Here is a 20,764-nt window from a genome sequence, read left to right as displayed (position 1 = left end):
GTGGCGGCGCTCTCGTCTGATGCTGAGTTGCTCATTCTTGACGAACCGACCAGCGGGCTCGACCCCCTCATGGAGAATGTGTTCCAGGAGGCCATTGGCGAGGCCAAAGATCGCGGAGCCTCGGTGCTGCTCTCGAGTCACATCCTCGCCGAGGCGGAGTCGCTGGCCGACCGGGTCACGATCATTCGTGACGGGCGAGTCGTGCGCGAAGGCACCCTGGCCGAATTGCGCGGTCACAGCCGTTCCCGGCTGCACGCGACGCTGCAGCGGCTCCCGGCCCACGCGGATTTCTCGATGCTGCACGATGCGCAGCTTGACGGGAACCGGCTGACGGCGACGGTCGAATCACCTCGAATCGGCGAAGCAATGGCGCGATTGACCGGCTTCGGAATTGACTCGCTCACTGTCGAGCCGCCGTCGCTCGAAAGCCTGTTCCTCAGCCTCTACGAGGCTGAGGGTGATGAATCGGCAGACCGATGACCGCGACCCTTGCCGGTACCGGGCCGCTCCTGAAGGCGACGGTCAAACAGGACGGTCGAAGATTTGCACCCTGGATTCTCATCTTGACTGCGCTGTCGACCTCGTCGGTGCTGGTCTATCCGTGGGTGTTTCCCACCGCGCAGGACCGTGCGGGGCTGGCGGCGGGGATCGGCGCGAACCCCGCCATCGGGCTGATCTTCGGGCCCGCGTTCGATCTGAGCACAACGGACGGGTTTAACGCGTGGCGCTCGCTCGGGCTCGGCGGGTTTCTCGCAGCGCTCGGCGCCATCTTTGCGGTTAGTCGGGCGACCCGCGCACAGGAGGACTCGGGGCAGGCCGAGCTTCTGGCCTCGGGAGTGCTCGGGCGCACGAGCCGCTTGCTCACCGGGGTGTGTCTGGGGCTCATCGGCTCCGTGCTCGCCGGGGGCATCGCCGGGATCGTGACGGTGTGGTGCGGCGGGGGCTGGGAGGCCTCGATGCTGCTGGGGGCGACGTTTACCGCGACCGGGTGGATGTTTGCCGCGGTGGCCGCGATAGCTGCGCAGCTGGGATCCGATGCCCGCACCGCCAACTCGATCGCGGTGGGCACGCTCGGAACCCTGTTTCTGCTGCGCGGCTTCGCCTACTCGGTTGACGCACCATCCTGGACAATCTGGGCGAATCCGCTCGGCTGGATGACCGAAACCAAGCCGGCCTCGGGCAGCCACTGGTGGCCGCTCTGGTACGCCCTCGCGTTCACGGTCGCTGCCCTCGTGGTCGCGTTCGTGTTGCAGTCACGGCGCGACTTTGGGCAGGGCGCGTTCGCCCCGCGGCCGGGACCCACGCGCGGCAGGACCACGGGGGTGTTTGGCCTGGCGCTGCGGCTCAACCGTGCACCTCTCATCACCTGGACGATTGCCTTCGTGGTGCTGGGGTTCGTGTTCGGGTTCTTCGCGACCTCGATCAAGGACATTCTGGGTGCGGATAGCGCGGTGGCGCACATCCTTGCTTCGGGCGCGACCACGCCGGATCACCTCGTCTCGGCGTTCCTCGTCACCATCTTCAGCCTGCTCGGCATCATCGCGTCGGTGCCGGGCGCGCAAATCATGCTCAAGGTGCGCATCGAAGAGGAGGAGGGGAGGGGCGAACCGTTGCTGGCAACGGCGCTGGGGCGTGCGCGCTATTACGGCAGCAATGTGCTGCTGGCGCTGGTCGCGTCGTCGGTGTTTCTGATGATTGCGGGGACGCTGGTGGCGGCGCTCGCCTCAACCGCGAACGTCGGCGTGAAGTTTGGTGACGCCGTCTCGCAAGCCGCCGTCACCGTGCCCGCGATCTGGGCCGTGATCGCGGTCGCGGTGCTCGTCGTGGGCGCGCGCCCGGCTGTGTCGATTGCGGCATGGGCCGGCGTGCTGATCTCGTTCGCGCTGACACTGCTCGGGCCCACGTTCAAGCTGTGGGACTCGATTCTCGCCATCAGCCCGTTCTGGCATGTGCCCAACGTCACCCTGGCCGACGCGAACGGGTGGGGTCTGCTCGGGGTCATCGCGGTGACCGCGCTGCTGATCGCGATCGGGTTTGCGGGGTATCGGCGCCGGGACCTGGCGACGTAGGGCGACTAGCGACTAGCGACTAGAGGCCCGCGACGCTCAGATCGCGGGGGCGCTCCTCCATGGACACCTGCGATTCGGCTTCGCGTTCGGCCGCGCGCACGAGCGCCCGCTCGGCCTTCGTGGAGATGCGGGCGACCATCACCGCTGGGATCGCGATGCCCCAGCACACGAGCGAGATCACGATGCCAAATCCTTGGATGCCCGCGGTCTCCGCCAGCCACGCGCCAAAGAGCGGCGCGAAACTCGACCCGACGATGTAGGCGCTCGTCAGCGGTGCCGACCAGCGGCCGCGGGCGTCGAGACCCGCGCCCGTCGCAATGAACATCACCATGGCGACGCCAAAGTTGGCGTTGTCAAACGCGATCAGCACCGAAATGGTGGTGGGGTCGGTGCTGAAGGCGATGAGCAGCTTCGACAAGCCCGCGAGGCCGAGCGAAATCGCGAGCGGTAGCGCGCGGCCGATCTTGTTGCCTACGAGCAACAGGATGCCGGTGATGATGGCGCCGACGACCGAGGCGATGCCGAGGATCGCGCCAAACTGCTGCTCGGTGATCCCGCGCTGCTCGGTGATGACTCCCGTCATAGCAAATACGGAGTCCTCGCTCATACCCCACAGCGGGAAGATGATCAGCAGAACGATGCCGGCGACCTTGATGCGCTTGGGGGCTGCGATGCTGAGCGTCATGGTGACCTCGGCTGGCTCCGCGAGCTGGGGAGTGTTTGGCAGCCAGATCACGAGCGCCAGGCCAGCGATCGCTGCGATCGCGAGTGCGCCGAACACGGTGAACTGGGCGAGGCCGATGAGGGGGAGCGTGACGAGGGCGATCATCACGAGCACCCGATTGAAGAATCCGTAGGCGGCTGAAACGCGGTTGGGGTTTCGAATCGCGGCCATGGCCGCTCCGGAGCTCGACAGCGCGGCTCCGGATCCGAATCCCGCGATGATGAAGTCGGCAATGACGACCTCGGGGGCGCTCGCGATGGCCGCTGCGCTGTAGCCGATGGCAGCGACTGAGAGGCCAATCGCCCCGATGGGCCTGCGACGCTCGCCCGCGGCCCAGCGCGCCGTACCGAGTCCGACGATTGCGGAGCCCGCGAGGCTCCAGGTGATGATCTGCCCCGCCGTGATGAAGCTGAACCCGAGGCGGTCGGTGAACACTGTCATGACGAGCGGCACAATGTTGGCCGTCAAGACGCCGACGATGGCGATCACAAATGTCGCGCTGCCATTGCGTACGCCCAGGGGTACGCGTGGGTTGCCGTCGTGCGTCTGGGTTGTCGCTTCGCTGCTCACCAGGATTCCTCTCGGGTTCGGCATCGGTGCCGGGACCAGGGACGGGTCATTCCATCCCTGAGGTGGAGCACTTGCGCCACGCCACTTGTCATGATCCATGACAAGTCACTTGACTGTCAAATTCATGGTCTCACCCCGCTACGCTGGAGCCATGGATTCAAGGATGATTCACCGCCCGGCCACCGGCAGACGCACGGTTCAGGCCCGAGCATGAGCAAGAGCGCAGCGCGGCCAGGCCGCGACATGGTGCTGATCAGCGGTGGCACCACCCGCATGGGGTCCGAGCGGTTCTACGCAGATGAGGGCCCGGTACACGAGCGTGTGATCGAGCCGTTTTGGATCGACCGCTACGAGGTCACCAACGCCGAGTATGCGCGATTCGTCGATGACACGGGGTATGTCACCGTGGCAGAGCGGCCGCTCGACCCGCAGGACTTTCCCGGTGCGAACCCCGCCGACCTGGTGCCGGGGGCCATGGTGTTCACGCCGACGGCCGGCCCGGTCAACCTGGCCGAGTGGCGCAACTGGTGGCGGTGGCAACCGGGAGCCTACTGGCGGGCGCCATTCGGGCCAGGAACCGCGGCGAGCGACCGCCCGGAACATCCGGCGGTGCACATCGCGTACGAGGACGCCGCGGCGTACGCCGCATGGGCGGGCGCGCGGCTCCCCACGGAGGCCGAGCACGAGTATGCGGCGCGGGGTGGCCGCGAGGGCGCTGAGTTCGCCTGGGGCGACGAGCCGTACCCGGGCGGAGTGCCGCAGGCAAACTCCTGGATCGGGCGGTTCCCCTACGACAACCAGGGCGACGGCGGCACCGCCCCCGTCGGCTCCTACCCGGCCAACGGCTACGGCCTCTTCGACATGATCGGCAACGTGTGGGAGTGGACGAGCGACTTCTATGCCCCGCGGCACATTCTGCACGATCGGATCGGGGCGGATGCGGGCGGGCGCACGAATCTGCTGGCGGCGACAGAGACCGGGGCCGGCGCTGGCCCAACCCGGCGCGTGCTCAAGGGCGGATCGCACCTGTGCTCGCCCGACTACTGCCTGCGCTTTCGGCCCGCGGCGCGCTCGCCGCAGACCGAAGACACGGGCATGTCGCACATTGGGTTTCGCTGCGCCAGGGACGCGTAGCCCGACAACGAAGCCCGTCGCGCAAGGGGGTTGAGTGACGCGTCGCCGGAGGCGAGAATGACGTCATTATGACGAACTTTCTCATCTCGTTTCCCGCCGCGGCGATGACGCTCACGGGCGAGGCGCTGCAGCGCTCAGACACAGAGTCCCGCAAGGTAGTGGCGCAGGCCAAGGCCGCTGGCGTCTGGGTCTTCGGCGCGGGCATCGACGAGGGCGTGGCGCCCGAGCTGATTGGTGCCGACGGCACGGTCACACCCGGCGGCTACCCTGGGGCGCCGCCGATCACGGGTGGCTTCGCGGTGTTCAATCTGCCGACGCGGGCCGACGCCGTCGTCTGGGCGACGCGCCTCGCGGACGCCTGCGGTTGCCCGCAAGAGCTGCGCGAGTTCCTTTACGACCCAGAAAGCCTGCCGTGAGCGATTGATCCGGAGCAGGATCAGCGTGAGAGGCTTGGAATCCGTGCGAACCTAGAGACATGGATCTTGAGGTCACTTCCGCGCTCACCCTCCCCGCCGGGGAACTGGGGTGGCGGTTCTCGCGGTCCTCGGGTCCGGGTGGCCAGCACGTCAACACGTCGGACAGCCGCGTCGAACTGACGTGGAACGTCGCGGAGTCGGCGGCGCTGTCAGACGCGCAGCGCGAGCGGTTGCTGACGCGGCTGGATCAGCGCCTCATCGGTGGCGCCATCACCGTGACCGCGTCGGAGCAGCGTTCTCAGCTGCGCAACCGCGAGATTGCGCTCGAGAAGCTCGCCGACCTGGTGCGCGAGGCACTCGCGCCCGACGGGCCCAAGCGCCGAGCGACGAAGCCCACCCGTGGCTCGAAGCGTCGACACCTGGCCACGAAGACGCGCAGATCCGAGACGAAGAAGCTGCGGCAACGCCCGCGGGGCGAGTAACTCGCGGCTAGGATCAGGCGGTCTCAGCGCCCGAAGCAGCTACTTCGCGAGCGACGCGTCGATCGCGTCGGGCAGATCGTCGGGGGTGGTGAGCGACAGCTGCTTGCCGTCGAGGAAGAACGTGGGGGTGCCCGTCACGCCGAGCGCGGTGCCGGCATCGAGGTCCTCCTGCACGCGCGCCTCGGTCGCCGGGTCAGCGATGGCCGCGTCGTACGCGGCCATGTCGAGGCCGAGCTTCTCTGCGTACCCGCGAAAGCGCGGAGCCTCGGAGGTCTGCTTCTCGCCCCAGTCGGCCTGCGACTGCAGCATCTCGTGGAACATCTCCTCGAACTTGCCCTGCTGAGCGGCGGCCTCAACGGCGACGGCCGCGTTCATCGAGTTGAAGTGTCCACCGAGCGGGAAGTAGCGGACGACATAGTTGATCTTGCCGTCGTAGTGCTCGCGCACATCCTCGATGTAGGGGTAGAGCGCGCCGCAGGCCTCACACTCGAAGTCCAGAAACTCGACGAGCGTGGGAGCATCGTCGCCGACCTCATCGACCACGTGCGAATTCTCGGCTACGGTCTCGGGAACCCCCGCCGCGGTCTGCGGAACAGGGACCGGCACCGGTCGGCTCGCGAGAGACATCGAGATGGCGAGCGCCGCAATGATGAGCACCGCAGGCACCGCGATGATCAACGATTTCATTGACGTGCTGAGGCGTTGCCACCACGACTGCGAAGCTGGCTGGGTCATCGTGAGAAATCTCCTGAGGTCGTGCGGGCGTTGGGCACCCGATCCGGCGACGGCATTGCTGCGATTCCCAACATTAGGTCACCGAGATATGAGGATCCCGCGAGGCTCGGAGAGCGGGCCTCGGTCACGCGGCGCTCGCCGCGAAATTGCCCGTTTGATCCGGATCAAAATTCGTGCTGCACAATGCCGCATCCCTGTGGCACACTTGCGAGGGTAACTGCGTAGGGGTGCGCTGGGGCACACAGGGGTGCCACACGAAAGGAATGACGTGAACGCGACTCTGTTTGTAGGCGCAGTGGTGACGATGAATGACGCGACGCCCCAGGCAGGCGCCGTACTTGTGCGGGATGGCCGGATCGCGGCCGTCGGCAGCGAAGACGAAGCGCGGGCCGCTCTCGAGCCGGATGAAATCGCCTCGCTTGAGGTCATTGAACTGGGCGACCGCGTGCTGCTCCCCGGCCTTATCGAGCCGCACGGCCACCCGACCTCGAGTGCGGTGCTCCTGAGCGACCATGTCGTCGACATTCGCCCCGTCATCGTGCCCGATGCAGGCGACGTGATGCGGCTCATTACTGACGCCATCGCGCAGCGGCCGGGCGGGGTGCTCGCGAACGGGTGGGATCCGCTGCTGCAGCGCGGGCTGCAGGACCCCACGCGGGAAAGCCTCGACGCCCTCGCGGGTGACGTTCCCGTCGTGATCTTGCACAATTCGGGACACACGGCGTTCTTCAACTCGGCCGCGGCGAGGCTCGCCGGGCTCGACCGCGATACCCCTGACCCGGCCGGATCATCGTACGTGCGTGACGAAGCGGGCGACCTCACAGGCGTTGCCCTCGAAACGGCCGCGGTGTACTCGGTGGTGGGGCCGCTGATCGGTGGCGCATATGCGGAGTTTGGGGCGCTGGTGGCGGCCGAGCTGCGCCGCGCGAGCGCCGCCGGTGTCACGACGCTGGGCGACCTGTCCTGGGAACCCGATCGGGCGCCGCTCATCGGGGCGGCGCGCGCCACATTCGGGCTCACTGCGCGGCTGCGCGGCTACGAGATGTCCAGGCCGGGAGGTTCTGCATCGGTGGCGCGTGACAACGGCGACGATCTCGTGCGCCAGATTGGGATCAAGACCTGGGCCGACGGGTCGCCCTGGGTGGGCAACGTTGCGACATCGTTTTCGTACCTCGACAACGCGACGACGGCGGCGATGGGGCTCGCCCCGGGGCACCGCGGCGCGGCCAACTTTTCGGCGGAGCAGCTGCTCGAGATCTCACGCGCATACGCGCACGAAGGGTGGCAGCTCGCCTGCCACGCGCACGGCGACATCGCGATCGATACCGTGCTCGACGTGTGGGAACAGGTCATTGACGAGTTCCAGCTCACGGACCACCGGTTTCGGCTCGAGCACGTGGGGGCGATGACCCCGGCTCAGTTTGAGCGCGCTGCAGCGCTCGGGGTCACCGCGAGCGTGTTTGTCGACCACGTCCACTACTGGGGTGACGTGCTGGTCGATGAGCTGTTTGGTGCGCCGGGCGCGCGCTGGGCCGACGCGCAGGCGGCATTTGCGGCGGGCATGCGTGCGACGTTTCACAACGACGGCACGGTGACCCCGCTCGAACCGTTTCGCAACATGTCGGTCGCGATGACCAGGTTGAGCAACACCGGCCGCGCGCTCGACGGCGCGAAGGGCGTCTCCCGCGACGATGCGCTGCGCGCTCACACGGTCAATGCGGCCTGGCAGCTGCGGTCCGAGAACCACATTGGCAGCATCGAGCCCGGCAAGTACGCCGACCTGATCGTCGTCGATCGTGACCCCTGCGTCGTCACGCCCGAGGAACTCGCCGCAACGCGGGTGCTCGCCACCTATCTCGCCGGGGACCTCGTGTTTGAGCGCGAGCGTGTTGCGGTGAGCGGATAGAACCTAAGGCGTCTCGGGAGCCGGCTCGTCGGTGAATCGGGTCACGATTGCCTTGTGATCGCTCGCACCCGCCGGCAGCACGCGGCTGTCGGTCGCGGTGAGTCCGCGCTCAAAGATATGGTCAATCCGTGCGATGGGCGCCGCGGCCGGCCAGGTGAACCCCCACGACAGCCCCGAGGTGCGCGGCTCGCTCACGGTCTCCAGCAGTGGCCCGAGCGCCGGATCAAAGGTGGTCGCGTTGAAGTCGCCCATCACGATAAGGCGCTCGCTGAGGTCCTGCGGCACCAGCTCGCCCAGGTTACGGAGCATGGTGTCCCGTTCGGTCTGAAACCCCGGGCGAAACGAGGCCGCGTGCACGACGTACACGCTGACGGTGCCGCCGGGGGCCAACACATCGGCTGACAGTGCGCGCTTCCATCCGAGGCCAAGGTCGAGGGGTTTCTCCTGCTCGATCGGGTACTTACTCCAGAACCCAACGGTGCCCACTTGGTACGAGTAGGGGTGGCTCGCCGCGAGCTCGGCCGCGGCTCCCTCGCGCTCCTCGCTCGTGAGCTCGACGAGCGAGATCAGGTCGGCGCCCTCGGACGCGAGCGTGCGGGCCGACTCGATGGCGGTTCCCTCGCCGCCGCGCACGTTATGGGTCGCGACCGTGAGCGGGCTTGACTCGGATACAGATCCGCCTGCCTCGCCGAGCGGCAAAGCCGCGGGTGCCACCAGCAGCGACCAGGTAAGCGCGGGGACGAGCGTGATGATCCAGGCCCGACGGCGCCGAGTGGCCAGCGCGCCGATTGTGAGCGCCGGGAGTAGCCAACCGAGCCAGGGAAGCACCGTGGCGGTGAGAGTGCCGAGAGATCCGGGCAGCACGGAGTGGAGCGCGATCGTGAGCGTCAATACGACCGAGACAACAGCGATGGTTCGCGCCCAACGTGTGCGGCGGGCACGGCTGCCCTGCGGGGGATTGGCCGGGGCACGGTAAGAATCTGGCATTGAGGCGATCGTACAAAACTGGTTTGAAAAACTGCCCAACGGGTCGTCAGCGCACAGGTTCGTCGGCGCACAGGTTGGTCGGTGCAACGATTCGTTGGCACGTTTCGGCTGCTGGAAAACTACCGACAAGCCCATCCTTCAGATGCACGCTTCGGTGGCAAGTGAGAAGATGAGCACAGGTTGATCAGTGTCGGGCAGCCAGGGGGCTCTCGGCGAAGGACTGACGACGAATGACGAGCGAGGGAGCGCCATGCGGCCGTATATCGACAAGGTGATGCCGGATGCGTGGAACGCGGCGCAGAACTTTTCGGCCGAGATTCGCACGGCCGCGCTGAAGCGCGGACTGACACCCGCCGAGTTCGAACTGATTAACGTGCGCGCCTCCCAGCTCAACGGCTGCGCGTTCTGCCTCGACCTCCACTCACGGCAGGCGCGCCAAGCAGGTGTGCCGCAGCAGCGACTCGACCTGATCTCTGCCTGGCGCGAGACCTCGATCTTTACCGAGCGAGAAACCGCGCTGCTCGCGGTGGCCGAGGCCGCGACTCAGTTGCCGTTGAACGAGGACGCGAAGGCCGACCTGGCCGGCGCACTTGCGGTGCTCGGGGAAGACGCATTTGTCGCCGCAGAGTGGGTCGCGATTGCCATCAATGCGTTCAACCGTGTATCGATCTTGAGCGAGCACCCGGTGCGCCCGCGTGACGCTAGCGGCAAAGTGGTCCGTCAGGCCGAGGCATAGGCACGCGGTGAGTAATCTCGATCCGCGCCCCGAGGAGACCATGCTGGGTCCCGGCGAGCTATGCACCAGCGTTGAGGTGCTCGAGCCGCGACTCGTGCCGCTGGGCGGGCTGCGCGCCATGACCGTATATCGAACGCTACCCCAGAGGCAGCGTTCGCTCGTGGGGGCCTGGTGCTTCCTCGACCACTACGGGCCCGACGACGTCGCCGACACCGGGGGAATGGAGGTGCCCCGGCATCCCCACACGGGGCTCGCGACTGTGTCGTGGCTGTTCGCAGGGCGTATCGATCACCTTGACTCGGGCGGCACGGCGGCTTGGGTGCTGCCCGGCGAACTCAACCTGATGATCGCGGGCCGCGGCATCACGCACCAGGAGATCAGCGCCCCCGGCACGACCACGCTGCACGGCGTGCAGCTCTGGTACGCGCTACCCGACGGGACGCGACACCGTGAGAACGAGTTTGTGCACTACGCGCCCGAACCAGTGGAGCTCGCGGGCGCGACGGTGCGCGTGTTCATTGGCGAGCTCGCGGGCGCGGCGTCGCCTGTAGAAACACTCACGCCAGACTTGCTCGGTGCCGAGCTGTTGCTTGAGCCCGGGGCTCACGTAACGATCGCGATCCGGCCCGATTTCGAGCATGCTGTGCTTGCCGAGAGCAGCGCGCTACTCGTGAACGGGGTGCCGGTCGCACACCGCGAGCTCGGCTATGTGCCGCTGGGTTCCGATACGCTAACGCTCGCCGCGGGCCCCAACGGGACCCGGGTGATTCTGCTCGGCGGGGTGCCACTGGGCGAGCCGATCGTGATGTGGTGGAACTTCATTGGCCGAGACCACGACGAGATTCTCGAGTACCGCAGGCGCTACCAGGCGGAGCTGGGCTTCGAAGCTCCGGATCCGCGTGACGTCGGGAAGCGGCCCCTGTTTGGCGTGTTTCCGCCGGGGGAGCGGCCCCCGCTGCCGGCACCGCCCACCCCGATCGCGCGGCTGAAGCCGCGCGGGTAACGCCGATTCAGCCCGAGAATGTGTGAGAGAGAAGGAGACCCCGTGAAGACGAACGAACGATTTGTTGTCGAGCATCGCGCCGCCGACCGCGAGTATGCGTTGATCGATCGCGGCGAGAGCGGCGGCGACGCCAAGCACATCGGGGAGGAATCGTATGTCGATCTCGCTGCCTCCACCGAGCGGGTGATGTACCACACGGGCGTTCTGGCAGAGTATGGCGGGCAGGGGCTCGCGGGCGTGCTCGTGCGGTTCGCCATCGACGACACGATCGCGGCGGGATACAAGATTGTGCCGGTGTGCCCATACGTCGCGGTGTGGGTGAAGAAGCACCCCGAGGTAGCGGATCACGTGGTCGAACCGCGGCCCGAGCACCTGCGGGCAATCAAGGCGCTGTAGCGCGCACCGCGAAACGCGCCGATCATGACAAACCGGGCCCGAGTGACCGGGCCCGGTTAATCGAGCGTGATTTACCAGGGGCTCGGTTCGTAGTCCTTCAGGAAGCGACCGTAGACGTCCTCGCCAGCCTCGCCGCGCACGATCGGGTCGTACACGCGGGCCGCGCCGTCGACGAGGTCGAGCGGGGCGTGGAACCCCTCCTCGGCAAGCCGCACCTTGGTGAAGTGGGGGCGCTCGTCGGTGATCCAGCCGGTGTCGACGGCGGTCATCAGAATGCGGTCGGTCTCAAACATCTCGCCCGCGCTGGTACGGGTCAGCATGTTGAGGGCCGCCTTCGCCATGTTGGTGTGCGGGTGACCAGGACCCTTGTAGCGCCTGGAGAACTGCCCCTCCATCGCCGAGACGTTCACGATGTAGGTGCGGCGCGCGTTGGCCTGCGCCATCGACGCCCGCAGTCGGCTGATCAGTAGGAAGGGCGCGGTCGTGTTGCACAGCTGTACCTCGAGCATCTCGAGCGGGTCGACCTCTTGCACGTGTTGCACCCAGCTGTTCGAGTGGGTGACGTCGGGCACGAGCCCGCCGGCGTCGATGGCGCTGCCGTCGGCATGCTTCTCGAGTGAGGACGATCCCGGTGCCATTGCGAGCGCGGTCAGGTCACCGGCGGTGAGGGTCTGCGCGAAGCCCTCGGCCACGGTACCCGCGAGCCCCGCGGTCGAGAGGGCTGCGGTCGAGAGCGCCGATTCTGCAAGATCCGGATCGGCATCGACCGATGCCTGCAGCGCCTGGGGGTGCAGCTGCGCGGTGCGCCCAAACGTTTCGATGGGAGGCATGGGGCCGTCGGGCAGTGGCTGCAGTTCGGCGTCGGCGAGCAGCGAGTAGGAGCCGGGTGAGCGGCGCACGGTCTGCGCGGCGTTGTTGATCAGGATGTCAAGCGGGCCTGCTGCCGCGACCGAGTCGGCGAGCGCGGTGACCTGCGAGGGGTCGCGCAGATCGATGCCGACGACCTTGAGCCGGTCGATCCACTCGGCGGAGTCGGGGAGGGACGCGAAGCGACGGGCAGCGTCCTTGGGGAATCGCGTGGTGATCGTCGTGTGGGCGCCATCGCGCAGCAGACGCAGCGCAATGTGCATGCCGATCTTGGCTCGGCCGCCCGTCAGCAGCGCGCGCTTGCCCGTGAGATCGGTGCGGGCGTTGCGCTTGCCGTGGCTGAACGTCGCGCACGCGGGGCACAGCTGATGGTAGAACGCATCGACGCGGGTGTAGGGCTGCTTGCAGATGTAGCAGTTCTGCGGCTTGATGAGTTCGCCCGCGGTCGGCGCATCGGTGGGGGACTCGAGGTCAAACCCCTGCGTCTCGTCGTCGATGCGATCGGGGGCACCAGTTGCGGTGTTTGCGATGACCGCGCGGTCCGCGTTCAAGATTGCGTCGCGTTCCTTGCGGCGGCGTTCCTTGCGCACAACCTTGTACATGGTTGAGGTGGCGTCGCGCACCGTCAAGAAGTCGGGATGGTCCTCGGGCAGAGCCGGCACTGCTGCAAGCACCCGCAGGGCCACCGCGAGATCGTCAGGGTTGATTCGGCCCGCGCTGCCGGTGGAATCTGACGTCTGAGCTGAATCGCTCGAAGAATCGATCATTGGGCCTATTTTACGCCAGCGAGCTAGCGGCCATTCTCAGGCTCAGGGGGCGCGGGGTAAATGCGACCGCATTCAGCGCTCGCACCGGGCGAAACCCACGCCTGTGGCTTATCAGTTTTGGGCGTCAAGTTCCATGAATTTTTGCTGTGATTTCCGTTTGGGGGATGTTGCGTTTAGGCTGTGCAAGTTCTTTCCGGCGACCGCGAGAGCGGCCCGGCACGCCAACAGAAAGCAATGCTGCATGGACTCCTCGCCTCGTAACCCGAGCGACGCCTACTCAAAACCGGTCTCCCCAGAAACCTCTGCGGGACTGGTGACTGCGCCTAAGAAGCTGCGGTCCCGTCACGTCACCATGATTGCCCTGGGCGGCATCATCGGTGCAAGCCTGTTCGTCGGATCGGGCGACATCATTCGCCAGATCGGCCCAGCCGCCCTGCTTTCCTACCTGCTGGGTGGCCTACTCGTCTTCCTCGCAATGCGCATGCTCGGCGAGATGGCTGCCGCCCGCCCCGCGATTGGCTCCTTCATGGAGTACGCCCGCGTGGGCCTCGGCAACTGGGCCGCGTACCTCGTGGGCTGGCTCTACTGGTACTTCTGGGTGGGCGTGCTCGCCTACGAAGCGGTTCTCGGCGGCGAGACCATGGGCGTGTGGTTCCCGTTCATTCCGGGCTGGGGCTGGAGCCTCATCCTGATCGCCATCTTCATCGGCACCAACCTGATCTCGGTGCGGGCATTCGGCGAGGTCGAGTTCTGGCTGGCGGGCATCAAGGTGATCGCCATCGTCGTGTTCATCGGCGCGGGTCTGCTGTTTGCATTTGGTCTGTGGCCTGAGTCGACCTTCTCGGTGCAGAACCTCTGGGTGCACGGCGGCTTTGCTCCAAACGGTATGGGCGTTGCGCTCACCGGTGTTGCGCTTGTCATCTTCTCGTACTTCGGAACTGAGATCGCCGTCATGGCGGCCGCTGAGTCCGAGGATCCCGCGAAGGGCATCAAGCAGGCAACGAGCACCGTGATCTGGCGCACCCTGCTCTTCTTCGTCGGGTCGATCCTGATCATCACGATGATCGTTCCCTGGAACGAGCTGCCCGAGCCGCTGAGCGTGGCGTCGGCACCGTTCACCTACGTGTTCTCGCTGCTGGGTGTTCCCGGCGCGGCGATGATCATGCAGATCATCATCTTCACCGCCGTCATCTCGGTGCTGAACTCGGGCCTCTACTCGGCTTCGCGCATGTTTGCGGCGCTCGCTGACGAGGGGTTCGCGCCCAAGATTATTGCGAAGCGTTCGAAGAGCGGCGTGCCCGTGTTCGCGCTCCTCGCATCGACGAGCGGCGCCGTGATCGCCACGATCGTAAACTTCGCAGCCCCCGAATCGGGCGTGTTCCAGTTCATCATGAACTCGGCAGGCCTCGTCGCGCTCTTCGTTTACGTGTTCATCTCGCTCACGCAGATGCGCATGCGCCAAAAGATGTCGGCCACCGAAGTTGCTGCCCTCAAGCTCAAGATGTGGCTGCACCCGTGGCTGAACATCTTGCTGTTCGTGGCTATCGCGTTCGTGCTCATCGTGATGCTCACGACCGAGTCGGGTCGCAGCCAGGTGCTCGCGAGCCTCATCGCTACCGGTGCGCTCGTAGTGTTCTGGCCGCTCGTGCGCAAGAACCTTGCGAAGCGTGACGCGGCGGCACTTGCAGCCGCCAATGCCGAGAACGAGGCAGAGACCGCGGGCGAGGTCAGCACCAACGCCCAGTAATACCCGAGCGTAGCTCGGTGATCGGCGCGGTAGTGGGGAACGGCCCCCACTACCGCGCCGAGAACTCGTCTCGGGTGAGCGGATTCACGCCACCTGAAGCCTGCACCTGAAACGTGACCGTATCGGGCAGGTAGCGGTCTTCACCGTATTCAATGGCTTGCCCGCCGCTTGTGAAACTCACCCGGCGTACCCGCAACAGCGGGCTCGACCGGCGCACGCCGAGCAGTGACGCATCGGCGCTCGATGCGGGCACCGCGTCAATCGAATGATCAGCGTGCGCGGTCGACACCCCAAACTGCTGGTTCATGATGTCGACGACTGACGTTTCGTTCCAGTCGATCTCAGCGATGCGATCGGCAATCCAGTCGGGGTAAGTGGTGCGCTCCAGCATGACGACCCGGCCGTCGAGCGAGCGCGTGCGGGTCACGCGCAGCACGCGGCTGCGGGCCGCGATCCGGAGCTTTCTCGCCTCGCTCGCGCTCGCCTCTCCAAGCTCCGAGACATGCACGAGCCCGCCGGGCGTCATGCCCTTGCCTCGTGCCCACTGCGCGAAGGAGCGCAGTTCGGCGAAGCTCTGCGTGCGTAGCGTCGACTGAACGATCCAGCCAGCGCCCTGCACTGGGCTCAGCATGCCGCGGTCTTCGAGGCCCGCGAGGGCGTTGCGCACGGTGCCGCGGGCGACGCCGTAGTGCTCGGCAAGCCGCAGCTCGGACGGCAGCGCGGATCCGGGCGCAAACTCCCCGTCGACGATGCGGGCGAGGAGATCGCGCTGCACGTCGCGATGGGAGTTTATAGGGGCCTGGTTCACCAAATCAGCGTATGCCGTGAACCGCGCCCGAGTGGACAGGAGTGCGCAGTGGTCCGGGGCATTCGCCGCCGGGTCCTCAACTGTTCAGGCTGCGTTCACCGGAGCGTTCGAGGCCGTCCATGACCGCACGCGGTAATGATCAGGTGAACATCATTACTGCGGTCTCAGCGCCTCGCTCCGAGCAACCCCACACCGGCACGATCGAGGTTGGCGTGATGTGCGATCTCGATGGCACGCTCGTCGATACTGAGCGGTCGTGGCTCGATGCCGTGCGCCGTAGTGTGCGCGAACTGGGCCATGACATCGATGATGCCGCTCTGCTGCAGTACGAAGGTGCCACGCTCGAACAAGCGAGCAGCCGGATCATTGCTGCGTACGAGGTTTCACGGTCTGCGGCCGCGATTGCCGAACTGCTCGAAGACACGACGCTCGCGGCACTCGAGGGCAACATTGAGTGGCGCCCGGGCGCCGAAGAAATGCTGCGTTCGCTTGCTGGATCAGAGGTGCCGCTCGCGCTCGTGACCAGCTCGACCCGGCGCTGGGTCGACACCGTGGCACGCCACGTCGACCTTACGATGTTCGCCCATTTCGTGACCGCGAACGACGTGACCTTCACCAAGCCGCACCCGAGCCCCTACCTGCGTGGCGCCTCGCTACTGGGCCTTGCCCCTGAAGACTGCGTCGTCTTCGAAGACTCGCGCGTCGGCACCGAGGCCGCGCTCGCCGCGGGCTGCGTCAGCGTGCTGGTACAGCCGACGACCGAGAGCTGGGGCGAGGGCGTCCACGCGACCGCCCCGACGTTCACGGGCATTGACCGCGACTGGGTTGCCGGGGCGCTGAGGCTCGCGCGCGACTAGGTTGCTCCAGACCTTCCACTTTCTTTCCCAAATTTTCACAAGACCCCCAGATTTATCAGCTTTACCAACCGAAAGGCACACGTTGAAGTCAACACTTACCCGCTCGCTCGCACTTGTAGCCGGCGTTGCACTCATGGGCACCCTGGCAGCTTGCTCAGCGCCCGCGACCGCGGACGGCAGCTCGTCGAGTGCCGCTGTGGAGGGTTTCGCGAAGGACGAGAACACGCTCGTGATGGGCATGGTGCCCGATCAGCAGTCAGTTGAGAGCAACTTCCAGCCGCTCGTTGACTACATTTCGGCAAAGACCGGCAAGGAGGTCGAGCTCGTGCAGTCGACCGACTACGCGGCGCTCGTCGAGGCCACGATCGCTGGCCGCATCGACATCGGTAACTTCTCGGCGTTCACCTACGTGGCCGCCACGAACGGCGGAGCAAAGCTCGACCCGGTCGGCGTGACGGTCACCCAGGAGGGCGAGGAGCCCGGCTACGAGTCGCTCCTGGTCGTGCCCAAGGGATCCGACATCAAGTCGGTCGCGGATCTCAAGGGCAAGAAGGTGTGCTTCGTCGACCCGGGCTCAACCTCGGGCTACCTGTACCCGAGCGCCGAGCTGCTCGCTGCCGGTCTTGACCCCGAGACCGACGTCACGCCCGTGTTCGCGGGTGGCCACGACGCCTCGGCTCAGAAGACGGCTCAGGGCGTCGAGTGTGACGCGGGCTTCGCGGAGGACGCGGTCGTTGAGACCACGGGAATCGCTGACGGCCTCTTCAAGGAGGGCGACCTCGAGGTCATCAACCGCGTGACCGTGCCGGGCGCCCCGCTCGTCATGTCGACGAACCTTCCCGCTGACGTGCAGAAGTCACTGAAGGAATCGCTGAACAGCATCACGCGTGACGACATCCAGGCCGAGGGCATCGAGGTGACCGACGCGTTCGCTTCGTTCTTCTACGAGCTCGTGCCCGTCGAGGACTCGTACTACGACAGCGTGCGCAAGGTCTGCGAGGAGACCGGCGCCGCTCAGTGCCAGCCGTAACCCACGGGCCCTAGTCGGAGTGGGCGCGCACCTGTCATGCGCCCACTCCGGCTAAAGCGGCTCGGTGCGAGAGCGCCGAGCCGCTTTCCCACGACGTACACCGACTCCCAAGGAGCACCCGCACTCATGACCGCTACACCGGCCATCCAGCTCACTGACATCACCAAGAAATTTGGCGACAACACCGCGCTCAACTCCGTCTCACTGAACGTCGAAGCGGGTGAGGTTGTCGTGTTGCTGGGGCTCTCGGGCTCGGGAAAATCGACGCTGCTGCGGCATATCAATGGTCTCGAGGTTCCTACCGCGGGTGCGGTGAGCGTGCTCGGGTCACGCGTCTCGGGCACCCGAGGACGCGCGCTGCGCAAACTGCGGAGCCGGATCGGCTTTGTGTTTCAGCAGTTCGAGCTGGTGGGCCCCCGCACGGTGCTGGAAAACGTGCTGAGCGGTGCTCTCTCCACGCTGCGTGGCCCGCGCCTCGGGCTCCTGAGCTACCCGAAGGCGCTGCGCGTGCGCGCGCTTGATCTACTGGAAGAGGTGGGTCTCGAGGAGCGTGCATTCCAGCGGGCCGATACCCTCTCGGGCGGCCAGCAGCAGCGCGTCGCGATCGCCCGGGCACTCATGCAGAACCCCGATATTCTGCTTGCGGACGAACCGGTGGCGTCCCTTGATCCGGAGTCCTCGAAGCAGGTGATGAACCTGATTCGCGAGATCGCCGTGCGCCGCGGGCTCACGGTCGTGTGCAGCCTGCACCAGGTCGAGATTGCGCTCGCGTGGGCCGACCGGATCGTTGGGCTGCGTCACGGCGAGGTGGTGCTCGACACGGTGGCTGCCGGGCTGGCCGAGAGCACCGTCATGGACATCTACAGTCAGGTGGCCGTGGACGACGAGCCGCTCGACCTGGACTCGCTTCCTTCGCTTCCTTCGCTTTCTTCGCTTTCTGAGGTGCCCGGCCTGCACATGAGCGGGGTGCGACTGTGACGATGCTTACGAGGCCGCCAAGGCCGCGGCTGACCCAGCGACCCACCTTGCCGGCGCCGAATCGTGACGGGGTGACCGCTGCGATTCTGCTCGCGGCCCTGCTCGCAATTGCGCTGTGGTCCTTTCGGGGGGTTGGGCTGTCCTGGGATCAGATGGTCAAGGGTAGCGAGTATGCCGCCTCCTTCCTGGGGCGCACGGTTCCGTTCGTGTGGCCCTCGGTGGGGGAGATTGTATGGCTGAGCGCGCTCACCCTCGCGATCGTGTTTTGCGGCACCGCGATGGCCGCGGTGATCTCGATTCCCGTCGCCTACTTGGCCGCGCGCAACACGACCCACAACCGGCTGACCGGTCTGATCGGGCGGTTCGTGGGGGTCACTTCGCGTGCCGCTCCGGATGCAATCATGGCGATGATCTTCGCCCTCGTGATCGGTCAGGGAGCGCTCGCGGGCGTGCTCGCGCTCGGGATTCACTCGATCGGCATGATCTCGAAGCTGACGGCTGACGCGATTGAGCAGATTGACCCGGGGCCGGGCCGCGCCTTGCGGGCCGCGGGGGCAACCCGGATGCAGGAGTTCTGGGGTGCGACCTGGCCACAGATTCTGCCGGCCTACATCGCGATCGTGCTGCACCGCACCGACATCAACCTGCGCGTCTCGGTGATCCTCGGATTCGTGGGGGTCGCGGGCCTCGGCCAGCAGCTCAGCATCGCGATGCAGACGCTGAACTACCGCGAGGCGATGCCGTTCGCGATCATCATTTTCGTGCTGTGCGTGGCGTTCGAGGTGGTGTCGGCGCTGATCCGGCGCTCGCTCCTCGGACACCAGCCCACGGGCCGCGGAATTGGGCAGCGCCTGGTGCGACGGTTCACTTCGGATCCGGAGCAGGCGTCGGTCCATGGGTCGGTGCGGGACTCTGTGCGTGCTGACGGTCGTGCTGCATCCGGTGTCGAATCCCGTGCTGAGTTCCGTGCCGGGTCCCGTGCTGGGTCCCGTGCTGCCAAGCAGGCCGCGCGCCCCACGCACGCGCAGCTGGGTCGCGCGGGCAAGATCCCCTGGACCCCTGAGCGCGTGCAGCAGTCCGCGCTCGTGTGGAGCACGGTCGTGGTCATGGTTTCCTCGGCCATCATCGCGGGAACCCAGGGGTCGTCGTTCGCGAACTTCTGGCTCAACTTGGATATCGCCGTCGGTCGGTTGTGGCCGCCGTCGCTCGCACCCGAGAAGTGGGAAGCGACCGCGCTTGCGCTGCTCGAAACCGTGCAGATTGCGTTTGCGGCGACGCTGATCGCCGTCGTGTTCTCGCTGCTGATTGGCACATTCGCGGCGCGCAATGTCGCCCCGAACCCAGTCGTGCGTGGTGGGGCACGGTTCCTGCTCGTGGTGATTCGCGGCTTGCCGGAGCTGCTGCTCGCGCTCTTCTTCATCATCTTGACCGGACTTGGGCCGGGGGCTGCGGTGCTGGCGCTGGGGATCGGCGGAGTGGGTCTGCTCGGCAAGCTGGTCGCCGATTCGCTCGAGGAAGTTCAGCCCGGGCCGGAGCGTGCGCTCTCGACCGTGGGGGCTACCCGCATGCAGGTGTTTGCGGGGGCAACGGTGCCGCAGGCGATCCCGTCATTTGTGGGGCACACGCTCTACCTGCTCGACACCAACATCCGCTCGGCTACGGTGCTCGGCATCGTGGGTGGTGGAGGTATCGGGTACATGCTCTCGAGCGCGGCCCGGATCAACCAGCACGAGCTGCTGTTCTTGCTGCTGTGCGTGCTCGTGATCGTGTTCGCGATCGAAGCGCTGTCCTCGTGGCTGCGTAAGCTGCTGTCGTAGCTGTCGTAGCTGTCGTAGCTGTCGTAGTTGTCGTAGTTGTCGTACGCTGTCGATTCTTGTAATTCGTCAGTAATCCTGGTGATCGGGGTGGGTCAGTGGCCCACCCCGATTTTCTGGTTTGGTGCGCCGAAATCAGAGCGCTGATGCTGATGCCGGTGCCGGTGCCGGTGCTGAAGCCGAAGCCGAAGCCGACGCCGTAACGAGGATGTTTCAGTTCATAGCTCCATGGACATAGCGGATCGGATGTGTGTCTGTCGGACTGCTAGAACGGTGGCGGCCCACTACCCGGACTACTGGTCTGTCTCTGGTTCAGGTTCAGGCTCTGGCTCTGGCTCAGGCTCAGGCTCCGGCTGTGACGTTGGCCTGTCGTTTGGCCCAGTTCACCCTGTCGCTGTGCGGACGTCTCGGATGTTTCGGATGCTTCAGGTGGTTCAGGTGGTTCAGGTGGTTCAGGTGGTTCGGGTGGATTGTCCCATTCGGTGGTGCCGTAGGGGTGTTGTTTCAGGTTGTCGGGTAGGCGGGTGTGGAGGTCGGGTTGGGTGATGGCGGTGGTGAAGGTGACTTTGCTGGGTGGTTTGGTGGAGTATTTGCGGCCGGTGGGGAGGGTCCAGGTGAATTCGCCGTGGTTGTTTTGGGTGGGGAGGAATCCGCCGTGGTGTTTCATGGTGTGGTGGCCGCGGCAGAGGTATCCGAGGTTGTTGGTGGCGGTGGGGCCGCCGTTTTCGGCGGCGATGG

At 66.2% G+C, this 20,764-nt stretch carries 19 protein-coding genes and 1 pseudogene; 14 read left to right on the top strand and 6 right to left on the bottom strand.

The window, feature by feature from the left end; translation table 11 throughout:
• Together C795_RS17790 and C795_RS0102195 are read left to right on the top strand one after the other, a co-directional pair.
• Entirely contained in the window at positions 1-480 is a 480-nt protein-coding gene (locus tag C795_RS17790; protein ID WP_408605750.1) for a hypothetical protein, read from the top strand.
• Positions 477-2,069 (top strand): ABC transporter permease, encoded by a 1,593-nt coding sequence (locus C795_RS0102195; RefSeq protein WP_017792126.1) that lies wholly within the window; start codon positions 477-479, stop codon positions 2,067-2,069. Before C795_RS17790 ends, C795_RS0102195 begins: the two co-directional genes overlap by 4 nt.
• 19 nt (positions 2,070-2,088) lie before the next feature.
• On the opposite strand, the gene C795_RS0102190 is transcribed toward C795_RS0102195, so the two are convergent.
• Positions 2,089-3,363: an MFS transporter gene (locus C795_RS0102190; RefSeq protein WP_017792125.1), complete on the bottom strand. Its 1,275-nt coding sequence runs from the start codon at positions 3,361-3,363 to the stop codon at positions 2,089-2,091.
• Positions 3,364-3,606: 243 nt separating this feature from the next.
• Here C795_RS0102190 and C795_RS0102185 point away from each other — a divergent pair, with 243 nt between their 5' ends.
• The 3 genes from C795_RS0102185 (at position 3,607) to arfB (ending at position 5,395) form a co-directional block, all read left to right on the top strand.
• Positions 3,607-4,497, top strand: coding sequence for a formylglycine-generating enzyme family protein (locus C795_RS0102185; protein ID WP_017792124.1), 891 nt, complete (start codon positions 3,607-3,609; stop codon positions 4,495-4,497).
• A gap of 68 nt (positions 4,498-4,565) precedes the next feature.
• Positions 4,566-4,913: a YciI family protein gene (locus tag C795_RS0102180; protein WP_017792123.1), complete on the top strand. Its 348-nt coding sequence runs from the start codon at positions 4,566-4,568 to the stop codon at positions 4,911-4,913.
• 59 nt (positions 4,914-4,972) lie between these two features.
• On the top strand, positions 4,973-5,395 hold the full coding sequence (arfB, locus tag C795_RS0102175) for an alternative ribosome rescue aminoacyl-tRNA hydrolase ArfB (protein WP_017792122.1): 423 nt from the start codon (positions 4,973-4,975) through the stop codon (positions 5,393-5,395).
• Positions 5,396-5,434: 39 nt separating this feature from the next.
• On the opposite strand, the gene C795_RS0102170 is transcribed toward arfB, so the two are convergent.
• Complete coding sequence (locus C795_RS0102170; RefSeq protein ID WP_017792121.1) at positions 5,435-6,130, bottom strand: DsbA family protein; 696 nt, start codon at positions 6,128-6,130, stop codon at positions 5,435-5,437.
• Positions 6,131-6,398: 268 nt separating this feature from the next.
• On the opposite strand from C795_RS0102170, the gene C795_RS0102165 reads away from it, so the two are divergent.
• A complete protein-coding gene (locus tag C795_RS0102165; RefSeq protein ID WP_017792120.1) occupies positions 6,399-8,036 on the top strand; it encodes an amidohydrolase in 1,638 nt (545 codons plus the stop codon).
• 3 nt (positions 8,037-8,039) lie between these two features.
• On the opposite strand, the gene C795_RS14890 is transcribed toward C795_RS0102165, so the two are convergent.
• Positions 8,040-9,023 (bottom strand): endonuclease/exonuclease/phosphatase family protein, encoded by a 984-nt coding sequence (locus C795_RS14890; protein ID WP_017792119.1) that lies wholly within the window; start codon positions 9,021-9,023, stop codon positions 8,040-8,042.
• Between the two features lie 250 nt (positions 9,024-9,273).
• Here C795_RS14890 and C795_RS0102155 point away from each other — a divergent pair, with 250 nt between their 5' ends.
• The 3 genes from C795_RS0102155 to C795_RS0102145 are packed head-to-tail and all read left to right on the top strand — an operon-like array spanning position 9,274 to position 11,158.
• Positions 9,274-9,759 carry a carboxymuconolactone decarboxylase family protein gene (locus C795_RS0102155; protein WP_017792118.1) on the top strand — a complete coding sequence of 162 codons (486 nt, stop codon included), beginning with the start codon at positions 9,274-9,276 and terminating at the stop codon, positions 9,757-9,759.
• Positions 9,760-9,766: 7 nt separating this feature from the next.
• Positions 9,767-10,762: a pirin family protein gene (locus C795_RS0102150; RefSeq protein WP_026139387.1), complete on the top strand. Its 996-nt coding sequence runs from the start codon at positions 9,767-9,769 to the stop codon at positions 10,760-10,762.
• 42 nt (positions 10,763-10,804) lie between these two features.
• Complete coding sequence (locus C795_RS0102145) at positions 10,805-11,158, top strand: GNAT family N-acetyltransferase (RefSeq protein WP_017792116.1); 354 nt, start codon at positions 10,805-10,807, stop codon at positions 11,156-11,158.
• Between the two features lie 71 nt (positions 11,159-11,229).
• Here C795_RS0102145 and C795_RS0102140 read toward each other — a convergent pair whose 3' ends face one another.
• Complete coding sequence (locus C795_RS0102140) at positions 11,230-12,792, bottom strand: SDR family NAD(P)-dependent oxidoreductase (protein ID WP_017792115.1); 1,563 nt, start codon at positions 12,790-12,792, stop codon at positions 11,230-11,232.
• A 241-nt stretch (positions 12,793-13,033) separates the two neighbouring features.
• On the opposite strand from C795_RS0102140, the gene C795_RS0102135 reads away from it, so the two are divergent.
• Entirely contained in the window at positions 13,034-14,539 is a 1,506-nt protein-coding gene (locus tag C795_RS0102135; RefSeq protein ID WP_051053731.1) for an amino acid permease, read from the top strand.
• Positions 14,540-14,588: 49 nt separating this feature from the next.
• Here C795_RS0102135 and C795_RS17495 read toward each other — a convergent pair whose 3' ends face one another.
• Positions 14,589-15,314, bottom strand: a complete 726-nt coding sequence (locus C795_RS17495) for a GntR family transcriptional regulator (protein ID WP_017792113.1) — start codon at positions 15,312-15,314, stop codon at positions 14,589-14,591.
• 152 nt (positions 15,315-15,466) lie between these two features.
• On the opposite strand from C795_RS17495, the gene C795_RS14885 reads away from it, so the two are divergent.
• The 4 genes from C795_RS14885 (at position 15,467) to phnE (ending at position 20,029) form a co-directional block, all read left to right on the top strand.
• The gene (locus C795_RS14885) at positions 15,467-16,204 is read left to right on the top strand and encodes an HAD family hydrolase (RefSeq protein WP_017792112.1); all 738 of its coding nucleotides are present in this window, start codon (positions 15,467-15,469) and stop codon (positions 16,202-16,204) included.
• Between the two features lie 82 nt (positions 16,205-16,286).
• Entirely contained in the window at positions 16,287-17,234 is a 948-nt protein-coding gene (locus C795_RS0102120; protein WP_017792111.1) for a phosphate/phosphite/phosphonate ABC transporter substrate-binding protein, read from the top strand.
• 126 nt (positions 17,235-17,360) lie between these two features.
• Positions 17,361-18,212, top strand: coding sequence for a phosphonate ABC transporter ATP-binding protein (phnC, locus tag C795_RS0102115; protein WP_017792110.1), 852 nt, complete (start codon positions 17,361-17,363; stop codon positions 18,210-18,212).
• A gap of 71 nt (positions 18,213-18,283) precedes the next feature.
• Positions 18,284-20,029 (top strand): phosphonate ABC transporter, permease protein PhnE, encoded by a 1,746-nt coding sequence (phnE, locus tag C795_RS16410; protein ID WP_017792109.1) that lies wholly within the window; start codon positions 18,284-18,286, stop codon positions 20,027-20,029.
• A 262-nt stretch (positions 20,030-20,291) separates the two neighbouring features.
• Here the strand turns inward: phnE and C795_RS17370 are convergent.
• A pseudogene (locus tag C795_RS17370) lies at positions 20,292-20,764 on the bottom strand (hypothetical protein); the annotation flags it as partial.

The sequence above is a fragment of the Leucobacter salsicius M1-8 genome, assembly GCF_000350525.1.
Lineage (GTDB): Bacteria > Actinomycetota > Actinomycetes > Actinomycetales > Microbacteriaceae > Leucobacter > Leucobacter salsicius.
This window is presented reverse-complemented; position numbering and strand designations above follow the sequence as displayed.